The 20,213-nt window shown below is 65.4% G+C and carries 14 protein-coding genes; 6 read left to right on the top strand and 8 right to left on the bottom strand.

The window, feature by feature from the left end:
* Positions 1–605 precede the first annotated feature (605 nt).
* Positions 606–2,531 (top strand): radical SAM protein, encoded by a 1,926-nt coding sequence (locus tag ABH935_RS31730; protein WP_370381632.1) that lies wholly within the window; start codon positions 606–608, stop codon positions 2,529–2,531.
* 85 nt (positions 2,532–2,616) lie between these two features.
* On the opposite strand, the gene ABH935_RS31725 is transcribed toward ABH935_RS31730, so the two are convergent.
* The 3 genes from ABH935_RS31725 to ABH935_RS31715 all read right to left on the bottom strand — a co-directional run bounded on the left by ABH935_RS31725 (position 2,617) and on the right by ABH935_RS31715 (position 7,836).
* Positions 2,617–6,516, bottom strand: a complete 3,900-nt coding sequence (locus tag ABH935_RS31725; protein ID WP_370381631.1) for an amino acid adenylation domain-containing protein — start codon at positions 6,514–6,516, stop codon at positions 2,617–2,619.
* Positions 6,517–6,580: 64 nt separating this feature from the next.
* Positions 6,581–6,805, bottom strand: a complete 225-nt coding sequence (locus tag ABH935_RS31720) for an MbtH family protein (RefSeq protein WP_370381630.1) — start codon at positions 6,803–6,805, stop codon at positions 6,581–6,583.
* Positions 6,806–7,044: 239 nt separating this feature from the next.
* Complete coding sequence (locus ABH935_RS31715) at positions 7,045–7,836, bottom strand: inositol monophosphatase (protein ID WP_370381629.1); 792 nt, start codon at positions 7,834–7,836, stop codon at positions 7,045–7,047.
* 175 nt (positions 7,837–8,011) lie between these two features.
* Between ABH935_RS31715 and ABH935_RS31710 the strand changes: the two genes are divergently transcribed.
* Together ABH935_RS31710 and ABH935_RS31705 are read left to right on the top strand one after the other, a co-directional pair.
* Entirely contained in the window at positions 8,012–8,302 is a 291-nt protein-coding gene (locus ABH935_RS31710; RefSeq protein WP_370381628.1) for an acyl carrier protein, read from the top strand.
* Complete coding sequence (locus ABH935_RS31705; RefSeq protein ID WP_370381627.1) at positions 8,299–11,250, top strand: amino acid adenylation domain-containing protein; 2,952 nt, start codon at positions 8,299–8,301, stop codon at positions 11,248–11,250. Before ABH935_RS31710 ends, ABH935_RS31705 begins: the two co-directional genes overlap by 4 nt.
* A gap of 350 nt (positions 11,251–11,600) precedes the next feature.
* Here the strand turns inward: ABH935_RS31705 and ABH935_RS31700 are convergent, their stop codons facing one another.
* From ABH935_RS31700 to ABH935_RS31685, 4 genes are all read right to left on the bottom strand, one after another.
* Positions 11,601–12,440 (bottom strand): phytanoyl-CoA dioxygenase family protein, encoded by an 840-nt coding sequence (locus ABH935_RS31700; protein WP_370381626.1) that lies wholly within the window; start codon positions 12,438–12,440, stop codon positions 11,601–11,603.
* 31 nt (positions 12,441–12,471) lie between these two features.
* The gene (locus tag ABH935_RS31695; protein WP_370381625.1) at positions 12,472–13,398 is read right to left on the bottom strand and encodes a TauD/TfdA family dioxygenase; all 927 of its coding nucleotides are present in this window, start codon (positions 13,396–13,398) and stop codon (positions 12,472–12,474) included.
* A gap of 77 nt (positions 13,399–13,475) precedes the next feature.
* A complete protein-coding gene (locus tag ABH935_RS31690; RefSeq protein ID WP_370381624.1) occupies positions 13,476–13,727 on the bottom strand; it encodes a phosphopantetheine-binding protein in 252 nt (83 codons plus the stop codon).
* On the bottom strand, positions 13,724–14,749 hold the full coding sequence (locus ABH935_RS31685) for an LLM class flavin-dependent oxidoreductase (protein ID WP_370381623.1): 1,026 nt from the start codon (positions 14,747–14,749) through the stop codon (positions 13,724–13,726). Before ABH935_RS31685 ends, ABH935_RS31690 begins: the two co-directional genes overlap by 4 nt.
* 280 nt (positions 14,750–15,029) lie before the next feature.
* Here ABH935_RS31685 and ABH935_RS31680 point away from each other — a divergent pair, with 280 nt between their 5' ends.
* From ABH935_RS31680 to ABH935_RS31670, 3 genes are all read left to right on the top strand, one after another.
* Positions 15,030–16,571: a GMC family oxidoreductase gene (locus tag ABH935_RS31680; protein ID WP_370381622.1), complete on the top strand. Its 1,542-nt coding sequence runs from the start codon at positions 15,030–15,032 to the stop codon at positions 16,569–16,571.
* Positions 16,572–16,667: 96 nt separating this feature from the next.
* Positions 16,668–17,537, top strand: a complete 870-nt coding sequence (locus ABH935_RS31675) for an aspartyl/asparaginyl beta-hydroxylase domain-containing protein (RefSeq protein WP_370381621.1) — start codon at positions 16,668–16,670, stop codon at positions 17,535–17,537.
* Positions 17,538–17,587: 50 nt separating this feature from the next.
* Complete coding sequence (locus ABH935_RS31670; protein WP_370381620.1) at positions 17,588–18,406, top strand: Rossmann-like domain-containing protein; 819 nt, start codon at positions 17,588–17,590, stop codon at positions 18,404–18,406.
* A gap of 107 nt (positions 18,407–18,513) precedes the next feature.
* Here ABH935_RS31670 and ABH935_RS31665 read toward each other — a convergent pair whose 3' ends face one another.
* Positions 18,514–20,202, bottom strand: coding sequence for a carbamoyltransferase N-terminal domain-containing protein (locus ABH935_RS31665; RefSeq protein ID WP_370381619.1), 1,689 nt, complete (start codon positions 20,200–20,202; stop codon positions 18,514–18,516).
* Positions 20,203–20,213 lie beyond the last annotated feature (11 nt).

Raw genomic sequence — 20,213 nt, 5'->3', positions numbered from 1 at the left:
CTGGAACGTCCGGCATAGGCTCCGCGAGTTGTCAGCACCAGACTGGAGAGCAGACCTAGTCGACAGGATCTCTGACGGTCACCTGCGGGTCGTGGTCGCTCCTGTTATGTGTTAGTGCCTCGGTGGCCACCTGCGCCGGTATCGTGCAACAGACCTTCGGTTCAGCATGCGCACATCTGAACTTTCTTCTGCGGATCCACGAAACCGGTTCGAGATCTACGACTGCGTCGTTGTGGCTGAAAGGGACACGGATGACGGGCGGATGGAATTTCTCAATCGAGCTTAAAACTCGGGTTCGCACTTGTGCCAAGACACACCGGGCCGCGGGCCGACATGTACGAGTTTGATCGTAGGGCGTCATCCCGTCTGGAGGCGGCTGACCTCGATACGGTTCCATGGCCGGGTTCCTATGGCGTCGTTCACGGTTGTCCCGGATCTTCGGGACGGCGAGATCGGGCTCCGGCTCATCCTCGATGAGGACGACACCGGTTACAGGACTCATGGTTTAGAAACCGGCCGACGCGACTTCACGAGACGCTCTCGTCCATCGCCGCGTGAGAGTTCTCAGTAGCGACTGATCGACGCACCTGCATGGAAGGACTCGGATGCTTTCTCGTCAGATCATTGTCAACTCCTGTTTCGAGCGTCAAGCCGACACATCGAGTGCTGACGGGGGATCGCGACAAGTCCTCCGTGAGTTGCTGGCCGGCCGGCTTTCGGACCTGTCTGCTCGCACGGGCGACCACTCCTCGGACATCGCGTGGGACGTGCGGCGGTTCCCGGTCCTCGCTGCGCTCGCACCGGTCATGACCTCCGCAGAGGGCGAGATCACCTATCCCGGTGATCCGATGTGCCTTTACGCGGCGTTGAGTGTCGTCGTGGACAACGCCATCACCTCCGCCAGGGAGGGAGCAGGCGAGACCTCCGCGTTCGCGGATCTGTGCCCTGACTGGGCAACGCCGCCCTCCGAGGAGCAACGGATGTCAGCAGAGCACGGAATCCGACCTTGGCACGAACAGGACAGCTGCACCGACCACACGGTCTTCGATCCGCGGATCTGGGATGACACGGCGCGCGACGAGCTTCGTGCCGTCTTGCGGCAGCGCCAGCCGAGGGTCTTCCTGGTCAGCACCGTTTCTCCGGGCCATCGTTACGCACTGGAGATGGCGACGATCGTCAAGCAGGAGCTTCCGACCTGCTTGGTGGTCTTCGGGGGTCGGCATATGGATGAGACGGTCAAGTATGAACCCGCCTCGCGGACACTCGTCGTGGAGTACAGCAGTACGCTTCGCGCTGTCGACGACGGCAGGGTAGAAGCCGTGGTCGATTTCCTAGTTGCCGGCGAGGGCTACTACGCCCTCGACGTCCTCATGCGGGCCATAGCCCTCGCCATGGACCTCGATCGCACCGGGGCGACCGTTGCGGATGTCATCGACCGGCTAGACATCCTCGGCAAGGCCGGCGCCGATGTTCCCGGAACGTCGCTCATCTGCGCCGTCACGCCCGAAGCCGTCACCGCGTTCCCGGTCCGCGGCCGGAGGTTCGATCTCGCCTACCTGCCCTCGCCGTACCAGGGCTTCGCAATCCGTGCCCGCTTCCCCATTTTTCCGCGGCCCGATGGAGGTGCGGCCCGCACGGCTCACATGACCGTCTCTAACGCGTGCCCGTACCACTGTGACTTCTGCTCTGAGTCCGCCTTACTGGTGGGCGGGCTCAAGCGTTTCGGCGACAGCCCTGCAGCCACCGCGCTGGAGCGCGTCTGTGAGTACGTCAGTTACGGAGCCGAGGCAGTCTTCTTCGACGACTCCATCTTCTGGAGCGGCAGCTTCCCAGCGATGATGGCGTTCTGTGAAGCCCTTCGTGACGCTCGCGCGGCTAAGGACCCGCAGGAACTGCCCGAAGGCTGTCGGAAGTGGATCCGCGACTGTACAGCACTTGCCCGGCTGAAGGCTCTTCAGTTCGGCTGTCAGCTGACCGTGGACCTTGTGACGACTCTTCACAAGGAGCGGCGCGTGCGTGACACGCTCGGCCTGCTGCGTGAGTCCGGCTGCACCTATATATATGTGGGCATCGAAAGCATGTCTGCCCAAGTGATGCAGCACGTGCACAAGAACGTTCGCCATGTCGACGGCTTCCCGTGGAAGGCCAAGGTGCGGGAGGCGCTGGAGCGTATCCGCGACGCCAAGATCCCAGTGGGGAGTTCCGTGCTGTTCGGCTTGGAGGGCGAGAACCGGCAAACGATCGAGGAGACCATCGAGGAGGTTGGCCTCCTCATCGATGCCGGTCTGCTCATAGTGGCCAGCCCCAACATCCTTACCTACCATCCGGCGACCCCGATAACGCGGGATCACGGCATGGCGGACCGCCTCGATTACCACTCGCCCGACATCGAGAACCGCGCGCCTTACACGTACTTCGAAGAGGCTTTCCCCGAAGTCGTCTCGCAGTTGCTCACTGAGAGCGACATCTGGTTCATCCACGACTCCACCGCTAAGCGGTGGGGGGTGACGCGGAACGCAGCGGAGGCATAGAGACCGCCGATGGCGTCACCGCTCTCGCTCCCGATGATCCGAGCAGGTGGCCCGACCCAGCGCAGCCGTAGCGGACGACATCCGGCTACTCGGCTGGCGGCGCCACGTGCCCGAGCTGCTCCAAAAAGGCCGTCGCGATCGACTGGGCGTCCTGAGGCGAGAACGCGTCCACGGCGTACTCCAGAGCGCCGGTGATCCCCTGCGGCGAGCCGTCCCCCGCGAAGCGCTCGGACATTGTAAAGCAGAGGTCGAACGTCGCCGCGCCGAGATCTACCCGCCCTTGGCTCACCACCAGCCCGCGCATTACTGGCGGCTCTACCTCCGCCATCTGGTAGGCCAGCATGATCTGGACCACCGGCTGATGGGAGAGCGAGCGCTTGGGATTGACGAGCTCCACCACGTGCTCGAAGGGCAGCTCGCGGTGGGCCAGCGCGCCGAGGTCCGTCTCGCGGACCCGATCCAGCAACTCCGCGAAGGGAAGCGCCGCCGACGCGGCCGCCGTGTCCACACGCAGTACAAGAGTGTTGACGAAGTGGCCGACGAGCTGCTCGAGCACGTCGTCATCACGGCCGGATACCACGGCCCCGATGACGATGTCCGTGCCGCAGCCGAGGTCCGTCAGCAACGCGGCCAGAGCGGCGTGCACCACCATGAAGCTCGTGGCGCGCGACCGGCGCGCCACCTCCGCCAGGCGCGCATGCGTGGCGGCGGGCACGTCGAGGTCGATGGCGGCTCCCACGCCGTCCCGCGCCGCGGGGCGGGCGCGGCCGCCCGGCAACGGGATGGCTTCCGGAAGGCCTGACAACTGCTTCGACCAATATTCGATCTGGCGCATCGCCAGCCCGGACCGGTTCCGCGAGCCGAAGAGCTCGTGCTGCCAGGCCGCGTAGTCGCCGTAACTGACCGGCAGCGGAGCCCAGTCCGGCTCCGAACCCCGCAGCCGTGCGTTGTACGCGACGGCGAGGTCGCGCAGCATCGGCTCCACAGACGCCCCATCACAGGCGACATGGTGGGTGACCAGCAGCAAACGGTGTGAGTCCGCGGCAAGCTCGCACAACAGGGCCCGGATCGGCAGCTCCACTTCGAGGTCGAAGGCACGTCGCGCGGTGTCCGTCAGTGCTCTTTCGAGGTCCTCGGCGGAGACGCTGATCTCCTTGAACTCGGCGCTGGAGTGAGCCTGCGGCTCCTGCCGGATCTCCTCGCCTGACAACCGTAGGATGGTATGCAGGGTCTCATGCCGTGCGACCACGTCCACGAACGCTTTGCGCAGCGCACTCTTGTCGAGCGGCCCCTCGAGCCGGAGCACCACCGGCTCGTTATAACCGGCGCCGGCGCCCTCGATCTGATCCAGAATCCACAGGCCCCGCTGGGCGAACGATGCGGGCGGCCGCGAGCCGCCGGCTCCCGCGCGGATCGCCGGCCGCGCCGGTTCCGCCAGTTGCAGTGACTCGGCCAGGCGCGCGACCGAGGGATTCCTGAAGATCTCGCCGAGGCCGGCCTCGACCTCCATCGTCTTGCGCACCCGTACGGCCAAATCGGCCGCCAGCAGCGAGTTGCCGCCGAGCTCGAAGAAGTCATCGTGGATGCCGACCGACGTGCGGTGCAGGACCTCCGCGTACAACTCGGCCAGCTGGATCTCCTGCGGAGTGCGCGGCGGGGTCAGCACGCCCGACCTGGTGAGTTCCGGTGCTGGAAGCGCCTTGCGATCGATCTTCTTGTTGGCGTTCAACGGCAGCTCGTCCAGGATGGTGAACGTCGCCGGGACGAACGCCGCGGGCAGCTCGGACTCCAACTGCCGCTGAACGGTGGCGACCACCTCCGCCGGATCGGCCCCAGGCACCGGCACCAGATAAGCGTCCAGGCGGCGATGGTCGTCGGCGCCGGTCGCGACCGTCACCACGTCCCGAATCTGCGGGACCTGCCGGGCCAGGGCCTCGATCTCGCCGAGTTCGAGCCGCATGCCGCGGATCTTGACCTGATGGTCGGCTCGCCCGCGATAGTCCAGCGCGCCGTCGGGATGCCAGCGGACGAGGTCGCCCGTCCGGTACATCCGGGACCCGGGCGGCCCGAACGGATTGGGCAGGAAGCGTTCCGCGGCCAGCGCGGGACGGCTGTGGTACCCGCGGGCCAGGCAGTCACTGGTCGCGAACAGCTCGCCGGTCACTCCTGGCGGTACCAGCTGCAGGTCGTCATCCAGCACGTAGATACGGGTCCGATCGAGGGGACGTCCTATCGGCACCGGCGTGGGCCAGTCCGACACGTCGGCAGGTAGCGTGCACGCCGCGAGTCCGTGGGTCTCGACAGGTCCGTAGAGGTTGTGCAGCGTGCGGCCGGGCATGATGTGGAAGATCTCCCGCATGGCCTTGCCGGGGGAGAGCGCCTCGCCGGACTGGGAAATGTGCCCCAGATGCGGGAGCGTACGGCCTTGCTCGAGCGCTGCGCGACACGTCAGCTCCAACACCAGGTTCGGGGCGTAGAAGTCGGTCACCCGCTGCTCGTCCAGCCAGGCCGCGAGCTGGTACGGGCTGTTCCGCACGTCGTCCGGAGGCAGGGCGAGCAGGGCCCCGGTTAGCAGAGCGGCCAGCAGCTCCTGGACGGAGATGTCGAAGCCCGGAGAGGTGAACTGGGCGATGATCCGTCCAGGGCCGGTCGGAACCTCGGCGAGATGCCAGCTGAGCAGGTTGACGAGCGCCTGATCTGACATCAGGGCGCCCTTCGGCAGTCCCGTCGAGCCCGAGGTGTACAACATGTACACGGCCTGTTCGCCGGATACGCCAGCGGTTCGTCGGGCGGACCCCGCGTCGGGGGCGCTGTCGTCTTGCGGACAGCGACCGTCGGACGTGACCGACAGTTCCCGGCCGGTCCACCCCTCGATCGTCCGGCCGTCGGTAAGCACCACCGCCGGATCGGCGTCCTGCAACATCATCGAGACCCGGTTCACCGGCAGGCCGACGTCCACCGGCAGGTAGACGCCGCCGGCCTTGAGGACGGACAGGAAGGCCACGACCCACCCCGCGGACCGGGGCAGCACGACGCCGACGATGCGCTCGGTTCCGACACCTTGCCGGACCAGCACGTCGGCGAGCCGGTCCGCCCGCTCGTTCAGTTCCGCGTAGGTCAGAGACACGTCGTCGCCGACCACCGCCACCTCGTCCGGCCACTGGCCGACGCCGCGCTCGAACCAGCTCACGATCGAGGCGGCGGCCGGCTCGGCGGCTGGTCCGATCCCGGCGGCCAGCAGAGCGGACGCCTCGCCAGGCAGCAAAGGACTGAGAGATGTGACCGGGACGTCCGGCTCCCCGGCCGCGGCCGCAAGCAGATGGACCAGCCGGTCGCACCAACTGCGGGCAGCCGCCGGATCAAGCGATGCGGCGGCGTGCGTGAGCCGGATCCGGTCGGGGTTCCGGGCCGGATCCGGTACCCCGGAGTCTTCAAGGGCGAACCAGACGGATCGGCCCTCCAGACGCAGCGCGGCTGTGACACGTTCCTCGTCCGGCGCGACGCCGATTCGGAACAAGGGCTGTCCGGGGGTTTGTCGGGCGGCGTTGACAGCCCGGGCGACCTCCTCGTAACGAACTACGGTGTTCTGAGATGCAGCTTGTTCCGCTGCGTGCACCGCTGCTACCAGCGCCCGGAAACTCGCACCCTCGGGGACGGCGATCCGCACGACAACCGGGTCGCCCGTCCCCAGCACGGCACCGAGCGGCAGGTCATCGCCCGCCCCCAACCTGGCCAACAGGACGACGACCCCGGCGCGGAGGGCGGTAAGAAGGTCGCCGCCCGCCGCGCCAGCCAGGCGCGCCAGCGCAGCGGAGAGCTCTGGGTCGAGATCTGCCCGGGACACGACTGAAACAGCCGACGTATCCGCAGCACCTGCGGTTCCGCCGGCACGTCGCAGCCCTGGTACGTCGATCTCCTCGGGCAGACCGGCCAAAGCCTCGCACCAGTAGGCCAGCGTCGCGTGCGCCGGATGCGGGTTGGACATGGACTCTCCGTATGTCGTCGACCCAGGAGCCGATCGCCCCGAGATCCGATGGGTGCCGACCGGACTAGCGGATCCCCGCCTCGGCCATGGCCACGCGCAGGCTCAGTGGACGCATGTCGGTCCAGAGTTCCTCGATCCTCGCCAGGCACTCTTCCTTCGGGGCAGCGGCACCCACCGTTTCCCAGCCTGCGGGGACCTCGCGGTTCGCACGCCAGATCGAGTACTGCTCCTCGTGGTTGCGCACCACTACATATGCCTCACCACGGGTGTCATCGTCCGTGCTGCTCATGAAGGCCTCCTGCCGGCGTGGGTCGATGGCGTCGTCCCAGAATCTGTCCCGGTCCGGGGCGTTCCGGCCTGGACGACCATCTGCGAGGTGAAGGGATTTGGTTCCGCTCTGTGCGTTCGGAAGGCACGACCATGCCGGACGGGGATAACAGGGAATATGGTGGCGGCGTTGCCTCCGTGGCAGCAGTTTAAAGTGGGCCGCCGGGCATTACCCCTGACATATGGCAGTAAGCGGCCGGTTCATCCGATGACATCCCGCACCGTCGCCCAGCAGTCGGGATCGGAAGCGATCAGCAAGCCCGTGCGTCCGTCGCCGGGCTGGTAGGGCGCCCCATCGAGGCGCAGGACCGTGCCGCCGGCCTCGGTCAGCAAAAGCGCCCCTGGCGCGTGATCCCACGGCAGTGTCCGCTGGTACCGCGTGAAGTCCTGGTAGCCGTCGACCACCCGCGGGTAGTCGATTCCGGCGGCCTTCGTCCCGGGTCCGAGATCGTTGAACGCGCTGCCAGCGGCGGCGATCCGCGCCTTCGTCTCCTCGTCGAGGAAACCCGTCAGTACCACACCTCGTAGCTGGGAAGTCGCCTCGGGCGCCGGCGAGCGCCGCACCCTGGATCCGTTGCGGTACGTCCCGGAACCGAGTTCGGCCTGGTACAGGGTTCCGGTCGTCGGCTGCAGGATCCATGATGCGACTGCGCGGCCGTCGCGCAGGAGTGCGACCATGATTGCGTAATCGGGGCGGCCGGCCACGAAGTTCGCGGTTCCGTCCAGGGGATCCACCAGCCATGCCGTCGGCTCGGTCGCCACGGCCGCCAGCAGGCCGGGGTCCGCCGAGGCGGCCTCTTCCCCGACGATTGGAACGTCCAGGAGCGTCCGTAGCCGTCCGCTGATCAGTGCCTCGGCCTCGCGATCCACGGCAGTTACCAGCTCACCAGGTGATTTCTCGGTTACATCGACGTCCGTCAACCGCTGGAACCGGGGAAGCACGACGGTTGCGGCTGTCTCGTTAAGTATCTCGACCACCTCGTTCATGACCATGAGTGCCACAGTAGAGGGCCAGGCTTGACCCGATTGGGGATTATGAGGACTCTGGATCCGTCGACGGTCCAACGGGTGTGAAAGACCCCGGTGTGACGGCCTGGCCCCGGGAGTATCTGAGGGCCCGATGGCTCTGACCTGCCCGCACTTTACCTCTGATGTGGAGGAGAATGTAATGCCGGAAACATCGCAGCAGTCTGAGTCGCATTCTGCCGACGAGCTGCGGCTGGTGGTGCGCCGGGCATGGGAGGAAGTCCTGGGCCACGCGGATTTCACCGACGAGGACGGTTTTTTCGACCTAGCCGGAGGTTATTCGCTGACCGCCGTCCAGGTGATGGTCGTGTTGAGTGACGAGCTGAATCTCAAGCTTCCGGTCCGGCTCATCATGCGCCACCGTTCTCTGACGGAACTGGCTTCCGCCATCTCCTTGTTCGCATTGAAGAGCACAGTGGGGAGCGAGCAGTGACTAGGCGAATCGACGGGACGCAGGGGCGTGGCCTGGTGCCCCAGGGCTCGAACTACCAGCTCACCTGCGCGCAGCAGGCCACCTGGCTGGGCGAGGCTTCAACCGAAGGGGGTTCTCGGCGAACCATACTGTGGGCTTACCGGTTGCGGGGCGACATCGATCCGAATGCAGTCGAGTGGGCCTTGGCGCAAGTAGTGAGCAGGCACGAGTCGCTACGCAGCCGTGCTCTCGTGGCGTCCGATGGTCTCGTGCAGATCGATGATATTCAGACAGGCCATCCTCTATCTCGCTTGGAATTCCCCGATTCCGGCCTCGACGAACTGCTGACGACCCTCGCGACTGAGCCCTTGGATATAAGGAAGGGGCCGATCGCGCCGACGCTTGTGCATCTGGCGCATGATGACTGGGTTATGGCTGTTGTGCTCCATCGGACGGTCGTGGACGAGCACTCTCTCAATGTGCTCGGCAGGGAGTTCTCGCACTTCTATCGACAATTCGGCGGCGAGCGGAACGAAGCCGCCGGCGTTGCCGGCGAGCCGCTGGACACGCCGATGCAGCTGGGCGCGTATGCGGAGGCGCAGCGCTCTCGTCCCCTTGATGAGGACGCTTTCGCCTACTGGCACGAGCGCCTGCGGGATCTGCCGGAGCCGACGACCATTCCGGGCGACCATCTGAGGCCAGCCGAGCCCGGTGACGCGGGGGACCGCATCCGGTTCGTTGTGGAACCAGAACTTTCTACCGCTGTCAGGCGATTCGCCCGGGCTTCGCAGACTGGTCCGGTCACCGTGATGGCCGCCGCCGTCGCGGTGCTGCTCCAGCAGCACTCGCGCAGCACCGATGTGGTGCTGGGCGCAGCTGTCTCCCGCCGCCAGGGCGCTGGAGCCGAACTGGACACGATGGTGGGCTGTCTGGCCGACCTCATGCCCCTTCGGCTTTCTGTGAGCCTGGACGGGTCGTTCGGCGAGCTGGTGAGGCAGGCCGCGAGCGAGATGCTGGACATGGCCGAGCACCGGGAGGTCTCCCTGCCGGAACTGGCCCGAAGCACCGGCGCTATCCACGACTCGGGCCGGTTCCCGCTGTTCCAGACCGTCGTGACGATGGGCCAGGGTGATGACCGGGGCCTGAACCTCCCCGGGGCGACCGCCGAGCGGTTGTACGTCCATGCCGGCACCAGCACGTTCGATCTCTGCTTCGACTTCGTCGCCGGACACGACGCGTTCCTCGGCTGCCTCGACTACGCCACCGATCTCTACGAGACGGACACGGCCAGGCGGATCGCGCAGCGCTATTGCTTTCTGCTGCAGGCCGTGATGGCCGACTGCGATCGACCCTTGAACGAAATCACGCTCCTGTCGCCCGACGAGTTCGCTCTGGTCACGCGGACGTGGGCCTGCGCCGAAGACGCGGAATGCACCCCGGCTTTGGTCCATCATGCCTTTGAAGCCCAGCGCGGCCGCACTCCCACCGCGGTCGCCGCCATCCACGGTGATCAGCAGCTCACCTATGCCGAACTCGGCGAGGCGTCGGATCGCCTGGCCCGGCTGCTGGCCGGCCCCGGAGCCGCACGGCAGGCCGTGGGCATCATGATGGAACGCTCACTAGACATGGCGGTGGCGGTCCTCGCCGTGTTGAAGTCGGGAGCTCCCTACGTTCCCCTGGACCCTGCCTATCCGGTCGACCGGCTTGTCTACATGATTCAGGACAGCGGCCTGCGGACCCTGATCACGCAACCGTCGTTGCGCGCCGGTTTCACAGTCCCCGACGACGTTCGGATATGGGAGCCCGCGGACTGGGCCCAGACACTGGCGACAGCCGCGCAGCCACCTGCCCAGGCGCCGGCGGTCAGACCGGACGACCTCGCGTACATTATGTACACATCCGGATCCACCGGCCAGCCCAAGGGCATCGCCATGCCGCACGGTCCTGTCGCCGGTCTTGTCGACTGGCAGTGCCGGGACTCGGCGGCTGGCCCGGGGGATCGGACACTCCAGTTCTCAGCGCTCAGTTTCGACGCGTCCTTTCTGGAGTTCTTCAGCACCTGGTCCACCGGCGGCACGCTGGTGATCATCGACGCCGAGGTCCGCACCGACTATGACGCACTGCTCGACATCATTGCCGAGCAGCGGGTAATGCGGATCTTCCTGCCGTTCGTGGCCCTCCAGAGCATCGCCTTCTACGCCACCGCGATGGACCTCCCCACCCCTACACTGAAGGAGTTCGTCACGGCGGGCGAACAGTTGCACGTCACCGAGGCCATCCGCGAATTTTTCGGGCGGCTCGACGGAGCCACCCTGTTCAACCAGTACGGGCCGACGGAGACGCACAGTGTCAGTTCTCTGCGTCTGGCAGGAGACCCGAACGGCTGGCCGCTGAAGCCCTCGATCGGCTACCCCATCAACGGCGCGCATGTGCTGATTCTTGACGCCGACTTCCGACCCCAGCCGATCGGCATCGCCGGCGAATTGTGCGTCGCCGCAACCCCGGTGTCTCGCGGCTACTGGCAACGACCTGGGCTGACTGCTGAGAAGTTCATACCCCACCCTCAAGCCGGATCCGGGAAAAGGCTCTACCGGACCGGCGACCTCGCCCGTTTTCTTCCGGACGGGCAGATCGAGTTCCTCGGCCGTGAAGACGGAATGGTGAAGATAAGGGGGTACCGGGTGGAACTCGGAGAGGTGGAGGCCAGGTTCCGCTCTTTGCCCGGCATCATGGACGCCGTGGTCGTCGCCGACGCGTCCAGGACGGGGGACACTCGCCTCATTGCCTACTATCGGTCGAGCGAGCAAGCAGCACTGGCAGCTGCGAGGCTGAGGAGTGCGCTGGCCGAACACCTGCCGGACTACATGCTCCCGGCACGCTACGTCGCCGTCGAGGGCGCCTTCCCGCGTACCCCAAGCGGGAAGGTGGACCGTGCCGCCTTGTCCAGGCTTCTGGTGGACTCGCGTTGACTTGAGGCGGCGGGGCGCTGGGCGGTTATCGGTTCAGCGCCCCGCCGACGGCTTGGGCAGAGCACGCTATGAGACGGTGTTAGTGATCACGGCGCCGGCGGTACCGCCGTACGGCCTGACACGATCTCTGCCGAGACGGACTGGATCCGCGTTGCTGACGGGGCTGCGGAAGTCGCAGGGATCCGTTAGAGAGCGGCGAACGAGGTCGTTGGCCGCCCACAATCGGCAGCGAAGCATGGCGCAACGACCGTTCGCCTTCTGTGCCCATCGGTCATGCCGCTTAGGTCAGTGCAGACGCTCGTACAGCTCGCTTCACCACCCCGCGGCTTTAGGCCCAAAGCCTGGTGTCCTCAGTCGAGCGTGTCGGGTTCGAGGCGGAAACGCTCGTCGTCGACGGGGACGAGCGGATCGCAGTTCCGGCTGACCAGGAAGCTGGGCCGCGTGGTGCGTGTCGGGGCGTTCCCGACGGCGTTGTAGGTGATCAGAAGTAAGGCCCGGCCGTCCGCCGAGAGGTTATCCGACGAGGAGTGGATGATGCTCGGGTGAAATACGTGGATCGAGCCGGTTCTGCCGAGGACGAGGCGCTTTCCGTGCTTGCGGGCCAGAGTCTCAGCGCGGTCGGCGTTCACGGTGTACGCGAGATCGGCAGCCACGTGGCTGCGCCAGTCCTCCTCGCTGCCGTGTGACTTCTTAGGCGGCAGGTCGAACAGGCCCAGGCGGTGAGTGCCCGGGATCAGGATCATGGGGCCGTTGCCCTCGTGCATCTCGTCCAGCGATATGGCTATGTTCACGGCGTCAGGTCGCGGCATGCCGTCCTCTTCGCTCCAGAACGCGAAGTCCTGGTGCCAGGGCCATGCGGCGCCTTCACGCGCCGGCTTCAGGTTGACCTTGAACTGGTACACGTAGGCTGCGGGAGCGCCGATCAGAGCCGTGGCCAAGGAAACCAAGGCGGAGCAGTGCACCAGGGCGGCACATGCCTCGTCGAAGTCGTGGCAGCCGTGGATCGCCCGGACCGCGTTGCCACCCTTCTCGTGGACGACCTCTGGCCTGGACTGCGCGCTGATCGACGCCACTCGCTCGCGAAGCAGCGCGACGGAGTCCCCGGTGAAGCGATAAGGGAACCTGAACCAGCCGTGTTCATCGTAGACGGACTTGTACTTCGCCACGTGCTCGTGGATTGCGGTGGTCATGGGTGAGTCCTCCTGGGGAACCGGGTGTTGATTACCGCTGAGCACTCGAACCGGAGCGTTTGGAACCAAGAGCGATCAGGAACTCGGGGGTGCCGTCGAAGGGCGCCCGTCCCAGGGATGTCATGATGTTGTCGACGACCAGCACGTCCCCTGGTTGCCAACTGATGCTGGAAGTCACTTGTTCATAGGCACGCTGAATTGTGCTCACATCCTCCGCGGACAACGGCGTGCCGTCGCCGAAGGCGGTATCCATGGGGAGGTCGTCACCGAACGCCGCGGTCAGAACCGTCCGCTCATGCGGTGTCATGCTGGCGGCGTTGAGGAACGCCAAATCATTGAACCAGCACTCTTTGCCGGTGACCGGATGATCCACGAGAGCTGGCAGGCTGCGGACCGTGTGGAGCGAGTCGGACCGCCATTGGTGATCGATTCCCTCCCTGGCAAGCAAGTCTTCCAGTTCGGCCCGGGAGGTGACGGAGAACGCCTCCTGCCACGTGATGCCGAACCCCATGTGGAATACCCGAGTCATGGTCCACCCGTGCTTGCGGGCTTTATCTACGAGCTCGACGGGAAGATGCTCTGGTATTAGACGGGTGTCCGCAAGGTGCGCTTCTCCGCCGCTACTTGGTGGTTTCACGCATGCGGCGAGCACGAAGGAAGGCGAATCCATGCTGAACGACCCCTCCTGGAAGTGACACAGAAGCCGCTCATCGGGCCATTGAATCGGCGAGACGACACCGTCTCCGAAGTCGTTCCTACGCACGAAGGCTTCGGTCGGAGTGAAAGCTTCGATGGCCAAAGCCTGTCTCGCTTCGGCGACGTCTGCCGGGGTGTGCATACAGATGCCATGGATGAGTACCGCGCCATGAAGCAGTATATTATCGTGTATTGTCGCAGCCATATCGTGCAGCCAGGAAGCTGGCGATCCGGCTGGGGCGTCAACGCTGGGGATCGGCATGGCGAACCTCCTTGCTGGACGTATCGGTCTACTGATTGATTCAATGCTGGTGGGTAACGGGGGCATGAGGCATGCCGCTAACCCGATCCGAGTACCTTGGATACCAGCGTCCACAGGGTGCCTGGGGTGCTGAAACTCGTAAAGTTCAGCAGCTCTTCCGGGACAGCTATGGAGTACGCGGCTTGGATGCGCAACAAGAGTTCGACGGCCGCGAATGACGTCAGGCCGACGTCGACCATGCTCAGATCCGGAGTCAGCTCCTGGTCGTCTGCAAGATCGCGCAAGGCTGCGCGTAGCAGTGACTCGAAGCGCTGGTCCCAAGGGTTCATGCTTCGCCTCTATCTTGGTCGGCGGTATCGGCTGTGAATCGTGCCCACGCTTGACGCAGAGACCGAACCGAATAGAGCAGATCCTCCATGCTCGGGGGCTCATCCAAGATGAAGGTCGACGCGCCGAGTCTCATGTACCGCAGCAATAGGTCCACCACCTCTGTGTGGCTTCCCACGATGTACGGGCAGAACGTTTTGTAGGCCCGAAAGGGGTACATCCAATAGTTGCCCTCCGGCTTGGACGTCCTCAGGGCATCCTGCGAAAGCCGGCGATGCCAGTGGGACTCCACCGTTTCCGCGGCGAGGTCGTGAAACTCCTCGCCGACCCGATCGACAGGGAAGCGTTCACGAGCAATTCGCCACGCGGCGCGCGAATCGTCCCGGGCGACGATGCCCAGCCGTATGCCGCCGTTGACGAACGGCGATTCGTGCTCGTACTGGTCTGGCTGCCGCGGGTAGCACAGTCGCGTTACGTCGAGAAGGCGTTGGACGCGGATACAGTCTTCGGATGCCCCTGACACATACAAACGTGGTGTCATGCCGATGGGAGGAGGAGGGGACGAACAGATCGCGTTGAGCTTGTAGTATGTGCCGGAATACTTGGCCGGCCTTTCCGACGTCGTCAGCTCGGCGATGATGCTGCCGAACTCCGCGAGTCTGTCGTATCGCTCGCTGTGATCGAGTGTGCACCCCATCTGCGTCAAGTGTCTGGAGAAGCCGCCAGCCACCAGATTCAGGTCGATGCGACGGTTGTGGACTGCGGCTACGGAGTTGACGCTTTTCGCAACCGTCACAGGATGCTGATAGACCGGGTTCGCCGCAATGAGCGGAATCAAGCGGTCCGACTTACCCAAAATCCTGCCCGCGACGACCCAGGGGTCGTAGGACACGTTGTCCGCGAAGACGAGCATCCCGTCACAGCCCGATTCCTCGGTCCAGGTGGTGACGTCGTCGAGACGTTCAAGCGACTCTTTGACTGTGCCGCCTGTCAGCATGGGGCTCGTGGTGTGGATCGTCAGCATGAGTCCGCTCTCATCGGGCTGCAGGCCCGCCTCCACAGCTCCGGGCGCGATCCGGCAGCGATCGACCGGGATGGCTGAGCGATGAGGCTATTGCACCGGGTGGGCCGGGTCGTACTGACACCGGTCAGGAGGTTCTCCCGTACTCGAACAACACCACGTCGAGATGCTCGGCAGGAACCTGGCATGTGTGAGGACCGCTGGATTCGTCAGGGCTTGTACTGTGCCGCTGACGTTATAGGAGTTAGCCGGTTGATCCCGGTTCAGGTGCGGAGGGCGGCCCGTGGCGATTCACTATGACCACGTCGTGATCGGCGCCGGTTCGGCTGGATCGACACTCGCCGCTCGGCTTGCCGCCGGTTCGGATAGAAGGATTCTGCTTGTCGAGGCGGGCCCGGACTACCCGACCGGCGAGCTTCCGTTCCCGCTGCGAGACGGCCGCACGCCGGCGCTAGCATCCCATGACTGGGGGATTCACGGTCGGGGTACCGGAGGCCGGCGCATCTGGCTTCCTCGCGGCAAGGTGGTCGGTGGGTCTTCATCGATCAACACGTGCATAGCGCTCCGTCCGGAAGAGGCCGACTTCGGCGATTGGCCGTCCTCCGAAATCGGTGACTGGTCCTGGGCGCGGGTTCTCGAGAGTTTCATTTCGATCGAGACCGACCTCGATCACCAGGGCGCGTACCACGGAGCAGAGGGACCGCTTCGTATTTCGCGACCTGCGGCGGCGGACGTTGCCGGGGTGTCGCAAGCCTTCCTTGCCTACTGTCGGTCGGCGGGCTTTCCGGAAGTGGCCGACCTCAACCAGCCGGACACGACCGGCGCCGGACCGCTCCCGCTCAACCTCGACGATTCGTGGCAGCGGCAGTCCGCGGCCACCGCTTTTCTCGCGGCGGCCCGAAGCCTCCCGAATCTCACCGTGCTTCCGCAGGCACTGGTTGACCGCGTCGTCTTTGCCCGGAATCGCGCCGTGGCGGTGGACCTGGTAGTCCGCGACCAGCGTTCCCGCGTCTTGGCGGACGAATTCACCCTCTGCGCCGGCGCTTTCGGCACGCCGGCCGTCCTTCTCCGGTCGGGGATCGGACCTTCGAACGAGCTTCGCGCGTTGGGCGTCGACGTCGTGGCCGACTGCCTCGGAGTGGGCGCCAACCTGGCTGACCATTCCCAGGTGCCTGTCATTTGCGAGCCTGTTCCGGGCACGGTTGAGGCTGCCGGGCCGTGCGCCCAAGTACTGCTGCGCTACAGCGCGCCAGACTCGCCACGGCGCAACGACATGCAGCTGTGCTTGCTTAACCACGTGGAGATCAAGCTCTATGCTCCACACCTGGCACACCACACGAGCAGCGACCACACATTCGTCGTAGCCTCCGAAATCGTCATGCCTGAATCGCGGGGCCGAGTACGGCTCGTGTCTCTCGACCCCCACGCCTGTCCGCTGGTGGAGCTCGACCATCTCCAGACCGCCGAAGATCGTCGACGGCACCGGGCCGGGGTGCGCCTGGCCTGGGAGGCGGCACATAGTTCTGCGTTGGAGTCGTTCCTGGGTGCCGTCGTGGGGCTCGCGCCCGCGACCGTGAGGGACGACGCACTCCTCGACACCTACATCGCGCAGTCGGTGGAGACAGCACACCACCCGACCGGCACGGCCCGCATCGGGACTGCCGACGACCTCGGGTCCGTGGTGGACGCCGAACTCAGGGTTTATGGAGTCGACGGCCTCCGCGTCGCCGACGCTTCCGTCATCCCCGCGTCGGTGAGTGCCAACACCAATCTGACGTGCATCATGCTCGGCCACCGGCTGGCGGATTTCATCTGCGGGAGCTGACGGGCCCACCGGCGTGCGACGACGCGGCTGTCGGCCGTTTCGCGTGGGGTGGATCGAGTGCTTCCGGCTCCGAGGTAAGAAGGGAACTGAACGACCGTGGCTTCAGCACTTCTCGGCCGTCTCGACCTTGATAACGGCCGGCTGGCCCCCGATATCGCGGCTTTGGGCAAGATGCCCCAACCGCCCGAGACCTATGACGAGTTCACCTCCGGTCGGTGGGTTAACCTTCCTCTCATGAACGCCTCCGGCTGTGGAAGCGACGGTCTCTTCGTCGCGGGCACGAAGGCGGTCCCCACCGAGCTGCTCGCAGAGGTTCCCTACATCGCCGAGTTCATCTCCCAGAACTTTTCGAGCGATCGCCTTTTCATGGTGCGCGCGCGGGACGTCACGGACTGGTTCATTCTTCCCCATCGCGACTATCTCGAGCTGGATGATCCGGCGAACGAGTTCTATCGGGTCATCATCGTCCTGGAGGACAACCCGCACACCGTCAACTCGGATGAGGACATCGTCTTCAAGATGCGAAAAGGGGAGGTGTGGCACCTGGACGCGGCTCAGGCGCACTCCGGCATCAACGACTCGCACCAGAGCCGTTGGTCGCTGTGCCTCGACTTCCGCGTCGACGCCGGGTTCTCTCCCGCCGACGTCTTCGCTGATCGCAAGGTCTACGATCCGACGCTGGAGCCTAGCATCGTCGACCGGAAGCCGCTGTCGGAAGCCGATCTCCAGGATCGTCTGAACGCCCTTTCCAAGATCGTAAACCGTTACAACATCCGTGACGTCGCTTTTCTGTTGGGCAAGGCGCATCTGACGGAGCAGCTCCCAACCGCGGCCGTGTGGCAGTGGCTGATCGACATCACCCGGGACTCGGACGACGCCCAGCTCGTCGACCTGGCGGAGCGGGCGTTCGACTACTTTGTGCGGACACGCAGGATGCACGAGACGTTCTCATTCACGGTGAACTGAGTCGCGCTTCGCCGCCAGCCACCTCATTGCCATGGAAGGGATCCGGAAGGATGAATCGCGTTCTCCAGAAACTGCGCGAGGTCGCGATGCGTCGGACCGCGTGCCTCGACGACGAGGAATTCCTGCTCCGCGGACTGTGGCGCGTCGACCATCGGTGCCGGCCCAACCGGGAGGAGAGGCTGCTTAACTTCTCCTTTGTCATGGCGCAGACCGAGCACCAGGGCTGCTCCTACGCCGATTTTGGATCGGTGGACATCGCACGATACGCCGACGAGTTCATCGGCAAGGACGCCCGCTTCATCGAATGCACTGATCCGTCGATGGAGATCGCGCTGCTCGACACCGTCTACGCCGGTATCAAGGAGCCCGTGGACGTCGTCCACGACCTGCAGGGCAGGCTGAGCGCGAAAGCGGTCCGCCGGGCGGAACTCGTCGGAGACGAGGTGATGGCGCTCCTTGAGGAGACGTCCGGACGCCGGGTCGCGAACGTGGGTGTCATCGGCAACTATGTGGCCGAGCTACAGCGTCGGGGGGTCGAGATCGTGGCGACCGACTACGACCCGATCCTCATCCAGGACGGGATCAACGGTGTCCCTGTCCTGCACGGAGACCAGACGCCCGCCATCGTCGAGGCCGCGGACGTCGCCCTGGTCTGCGGCGAGACTCTCATCAACGGGTCGCTGGATGACGTTCTCGACGCGGCTCGGCGTGGCGGCACCCGCCTGATCGTCTATGCGGTCACGGGTGCGCACTTCGCGCACGAGTACTGCCGCATTTTCGGCATCGACACTGTCATCGCCGAACCGCAGCCCCAGTACCTTTTCCAGGGGACCACCCGCCTCGGAATCCTTCATGCCAAGACGCTGTGAGCGCCCGGGGCCGGTCTGATTCGGCGATAACGCTCTAAAGAAACCCGAGGCCGTCGCGAGGGACTCTGCGACGGCCTCGGCGTTCGGTGCTTTCGCCGTGCTCGGCCTCAGTTCTTGGGGTGTTCCGGTCCGGTGTAGAGCTTGCCGTCGGACCAGATGTAGCGGGTCCGGCCCCACTCGGCGGCGGTCTGGACGTCGGGGAAGAAGCCGTGTCCGTTGAGGTTGGCGCTGGTGTTGCACAGGACGGGGATCCCACTGATCCGCTCGTACTCGGTGAGGATCGCGAGGATCGGGCTCCGGGTGGACTCGTCGATGGTCTGCAGGCGCGCGGAGCCGTCCAGGTGGACCACCGCCGGCACCTTCTCAGCCCAGCCGGGACGCATCATGTGCTCGAAGAGCATGTAGGGGTCCGGCGTGCCCGGCTCGAATACCTCTGGGGCCCGTGACGCCAGGCATATCGGCGCCACCGGGCGGTAGTGCTCGCGCTTCTTCACGTCGTTGAGCCGGGTCTTCATGGCCGGATCCACCGCGGGTGCGATGATGCTGCGGTTCCCGAGGGCGCGGGGGCCGAGTTCGGTGCGGTCCGACAGCACGACGACCGGTTCCCCGGTCTCGTGCAGAAGTCCGGCCAGCTGCCGCTCGTCGCAGTCGCTAACCGTCCAGCCCTGCGGGACGGCGCTCGGCTTCAGCCGCGGCCCGCTGTATACGTCCCAGTCCAGCCAGGTCCGGCCGGTCTGGGTGAACATCTCGCAGCAGGCAGTGCCGATCGCCGCACCGGAGTCGTTCGGGAACGGCGGAATCCAGATCCCCCGGAACAGGCCGCTCTCGCGCAGCTGGCTGTTCCACTTGATGTTGAGCGCGCAGCCGCCGCCGAGGCATAGATTCGGCGGCTCGCCCGGATAGCGCTTGTGGACCAGCCGAGTCAGCGAGACGAGGAGCTCGCGGCCCAGGTATGCCTGGAACGAGGCGATGATGTCGGCGTTGGTCAGCCCCGGCAGGAGCTGGTCGCGGTTGGCTGAGATCTTCTCGCCCAGCTGGAACGCCTGGTGCGTCGAGATCTCGGACAGCTCGCCGAACTGGGTGTCGATAATGGCGAGCGCGGCTTCTGTCACCGTGCCTAGCGCCGCGTAGGCCATGGCTTTGCCCGCGATCTCCAGGTGGCGCCGCATGTTCTCCTCGGTGACCAGGTCCTGGATCACCTTCTGGAAGGGCTCGAAGTGGCTGCAGAAGTCGGCGAAGATGTTGCCCATGATCGGGAGCAGAGGGGCCAGGGCGGTTACCCGAGAGTCCGAGGCGCTCACGTGGTACGCGCGGGGGAGGATGCCGCCGTCCCAGACGACGACGAGCGAGTCCTCGCCGCGCCGCGCGAACGGACTGGTGCAATAGGACCCCATGATGTGGTTGCCCACGTGGTGGTAACTGGAATACCCGACGGCGGGTTTGCCGGTGTCGAAGCGGACCGGCGTGAATTCGTAGCGGTGCAAGGGATCGCGGACGACTCCGCCGTCGACATAAGGGGCCACCGGGAGCGGGAATATCCCGCCGTCGATCTCGACGTCCACCGACTCCGTCTGCGCCCCCGCCTCGACCCGCCAGCCGTCCACGACATAGCGGTCTACCGTGGCCGGGTCGACGTCGAGGGACCGCAGGATCTCCCCGACACGGGCTAGACGCCCCAGCGCGGAGTATCGGAGTCCGTTGTCGACCTTCTCGATCTCGATGCTCGCCAGGAGGTGGCCGTTCTCGATCAATGCGATGCCGCCGTCGTGTGATGCCTTGACTCCGCAGATCAACATACGGTTTCTCC

This window comes from Catenulispora sp. GAS73 (genome assembly GCF_041262085.1).
GTDB lineage: Bacteria > Actinomycetota > Actinomycetes > Streptomycetales > Catenulisporaceae > Catenulispora.
This window is presented reverse-complemented; position numbering and strand designations above follow the sequence as displayed.

Bases quoted from the DNA above. Each gene is read 5' to 3' on its own strand.
- ABH935_RS31730 (WP_370381632.1), top strand. From the start codon at position 606: ATGCTTTCTCGTCAGATCATTGTCAACTCCTGTTTCGAGCGTCAAGCC.
- ABH935_RS31725 (WP_370381631.1), bottom strand. From the start codon at position 6,516: ATGTCCAACCCGCATCCGGCGCACGCGACGCTGGCCTACTGGTGCGAG.
- ABH935_RS31720 (WP_370381630.1), bottom strand. From the start codon at position 6,805: ATGAGCAGCACGGACGATGACACCCGTGGTGAGGCATATGTAGTGGTG.
- ABH935_RS31715 (WP_370381629.1), bottom strand. From the start codon at position 7,836: ATGGTCATGAACGAGGTGGTCGAGATACTTAACGAGACAGCCGCAACC.
- ABH935_RS31710 (WP_370381628.1), top strand. From the start codon at position 8,012: ATGCCGGAAACATCGCAGCAGTCTGAGTCGCATTCTGCCGACGAGCTG.
- ABH935_RS31700 (WP_370381626.1), bottom strand. From the start codon at position 12,440: ATGACCACCGCAATCCACGAGCACGTGGCGAAGTACAAGTCCGTCTAC.
- ABH935_RS31695 (WP_370381625.1), bottom strand. From the start codon at position 13,398: ATGCCGATCCCCAGCGTTGACGCCCCAGCCGGATCGCCAGCTTCCTGG.
- ABH935_RS31690 (WP_370381624.1), bottom strand. From the start codon at position 13,727: ATGAACCCTTGGGACCAGCGCTTCGAGTCACTGCTACGCGCAGCCTTG.
- ABH935_RS31685 (WP_370381623.1), bottom strand. From the start codon at position 14,749: ATGCTGACGATCCACACCACGAGCCCCATGCTGACAGGCGGCACAGTC.
- ABH935_RS31670 (WP_370381620.1), top strand. From the start codon at position 17,588: ATGAATCGCGTTCTCCAGAAACTGCGCGAGGTCGCGATGCGTCGGACC.
- ABH935_RS31665 (WP_370381619.1), bottom strand. From the start codon at position 20,202: ATGTTGATCTGCGGAGTCAAGGCATCACACGACGGCGGCATCGCATTG.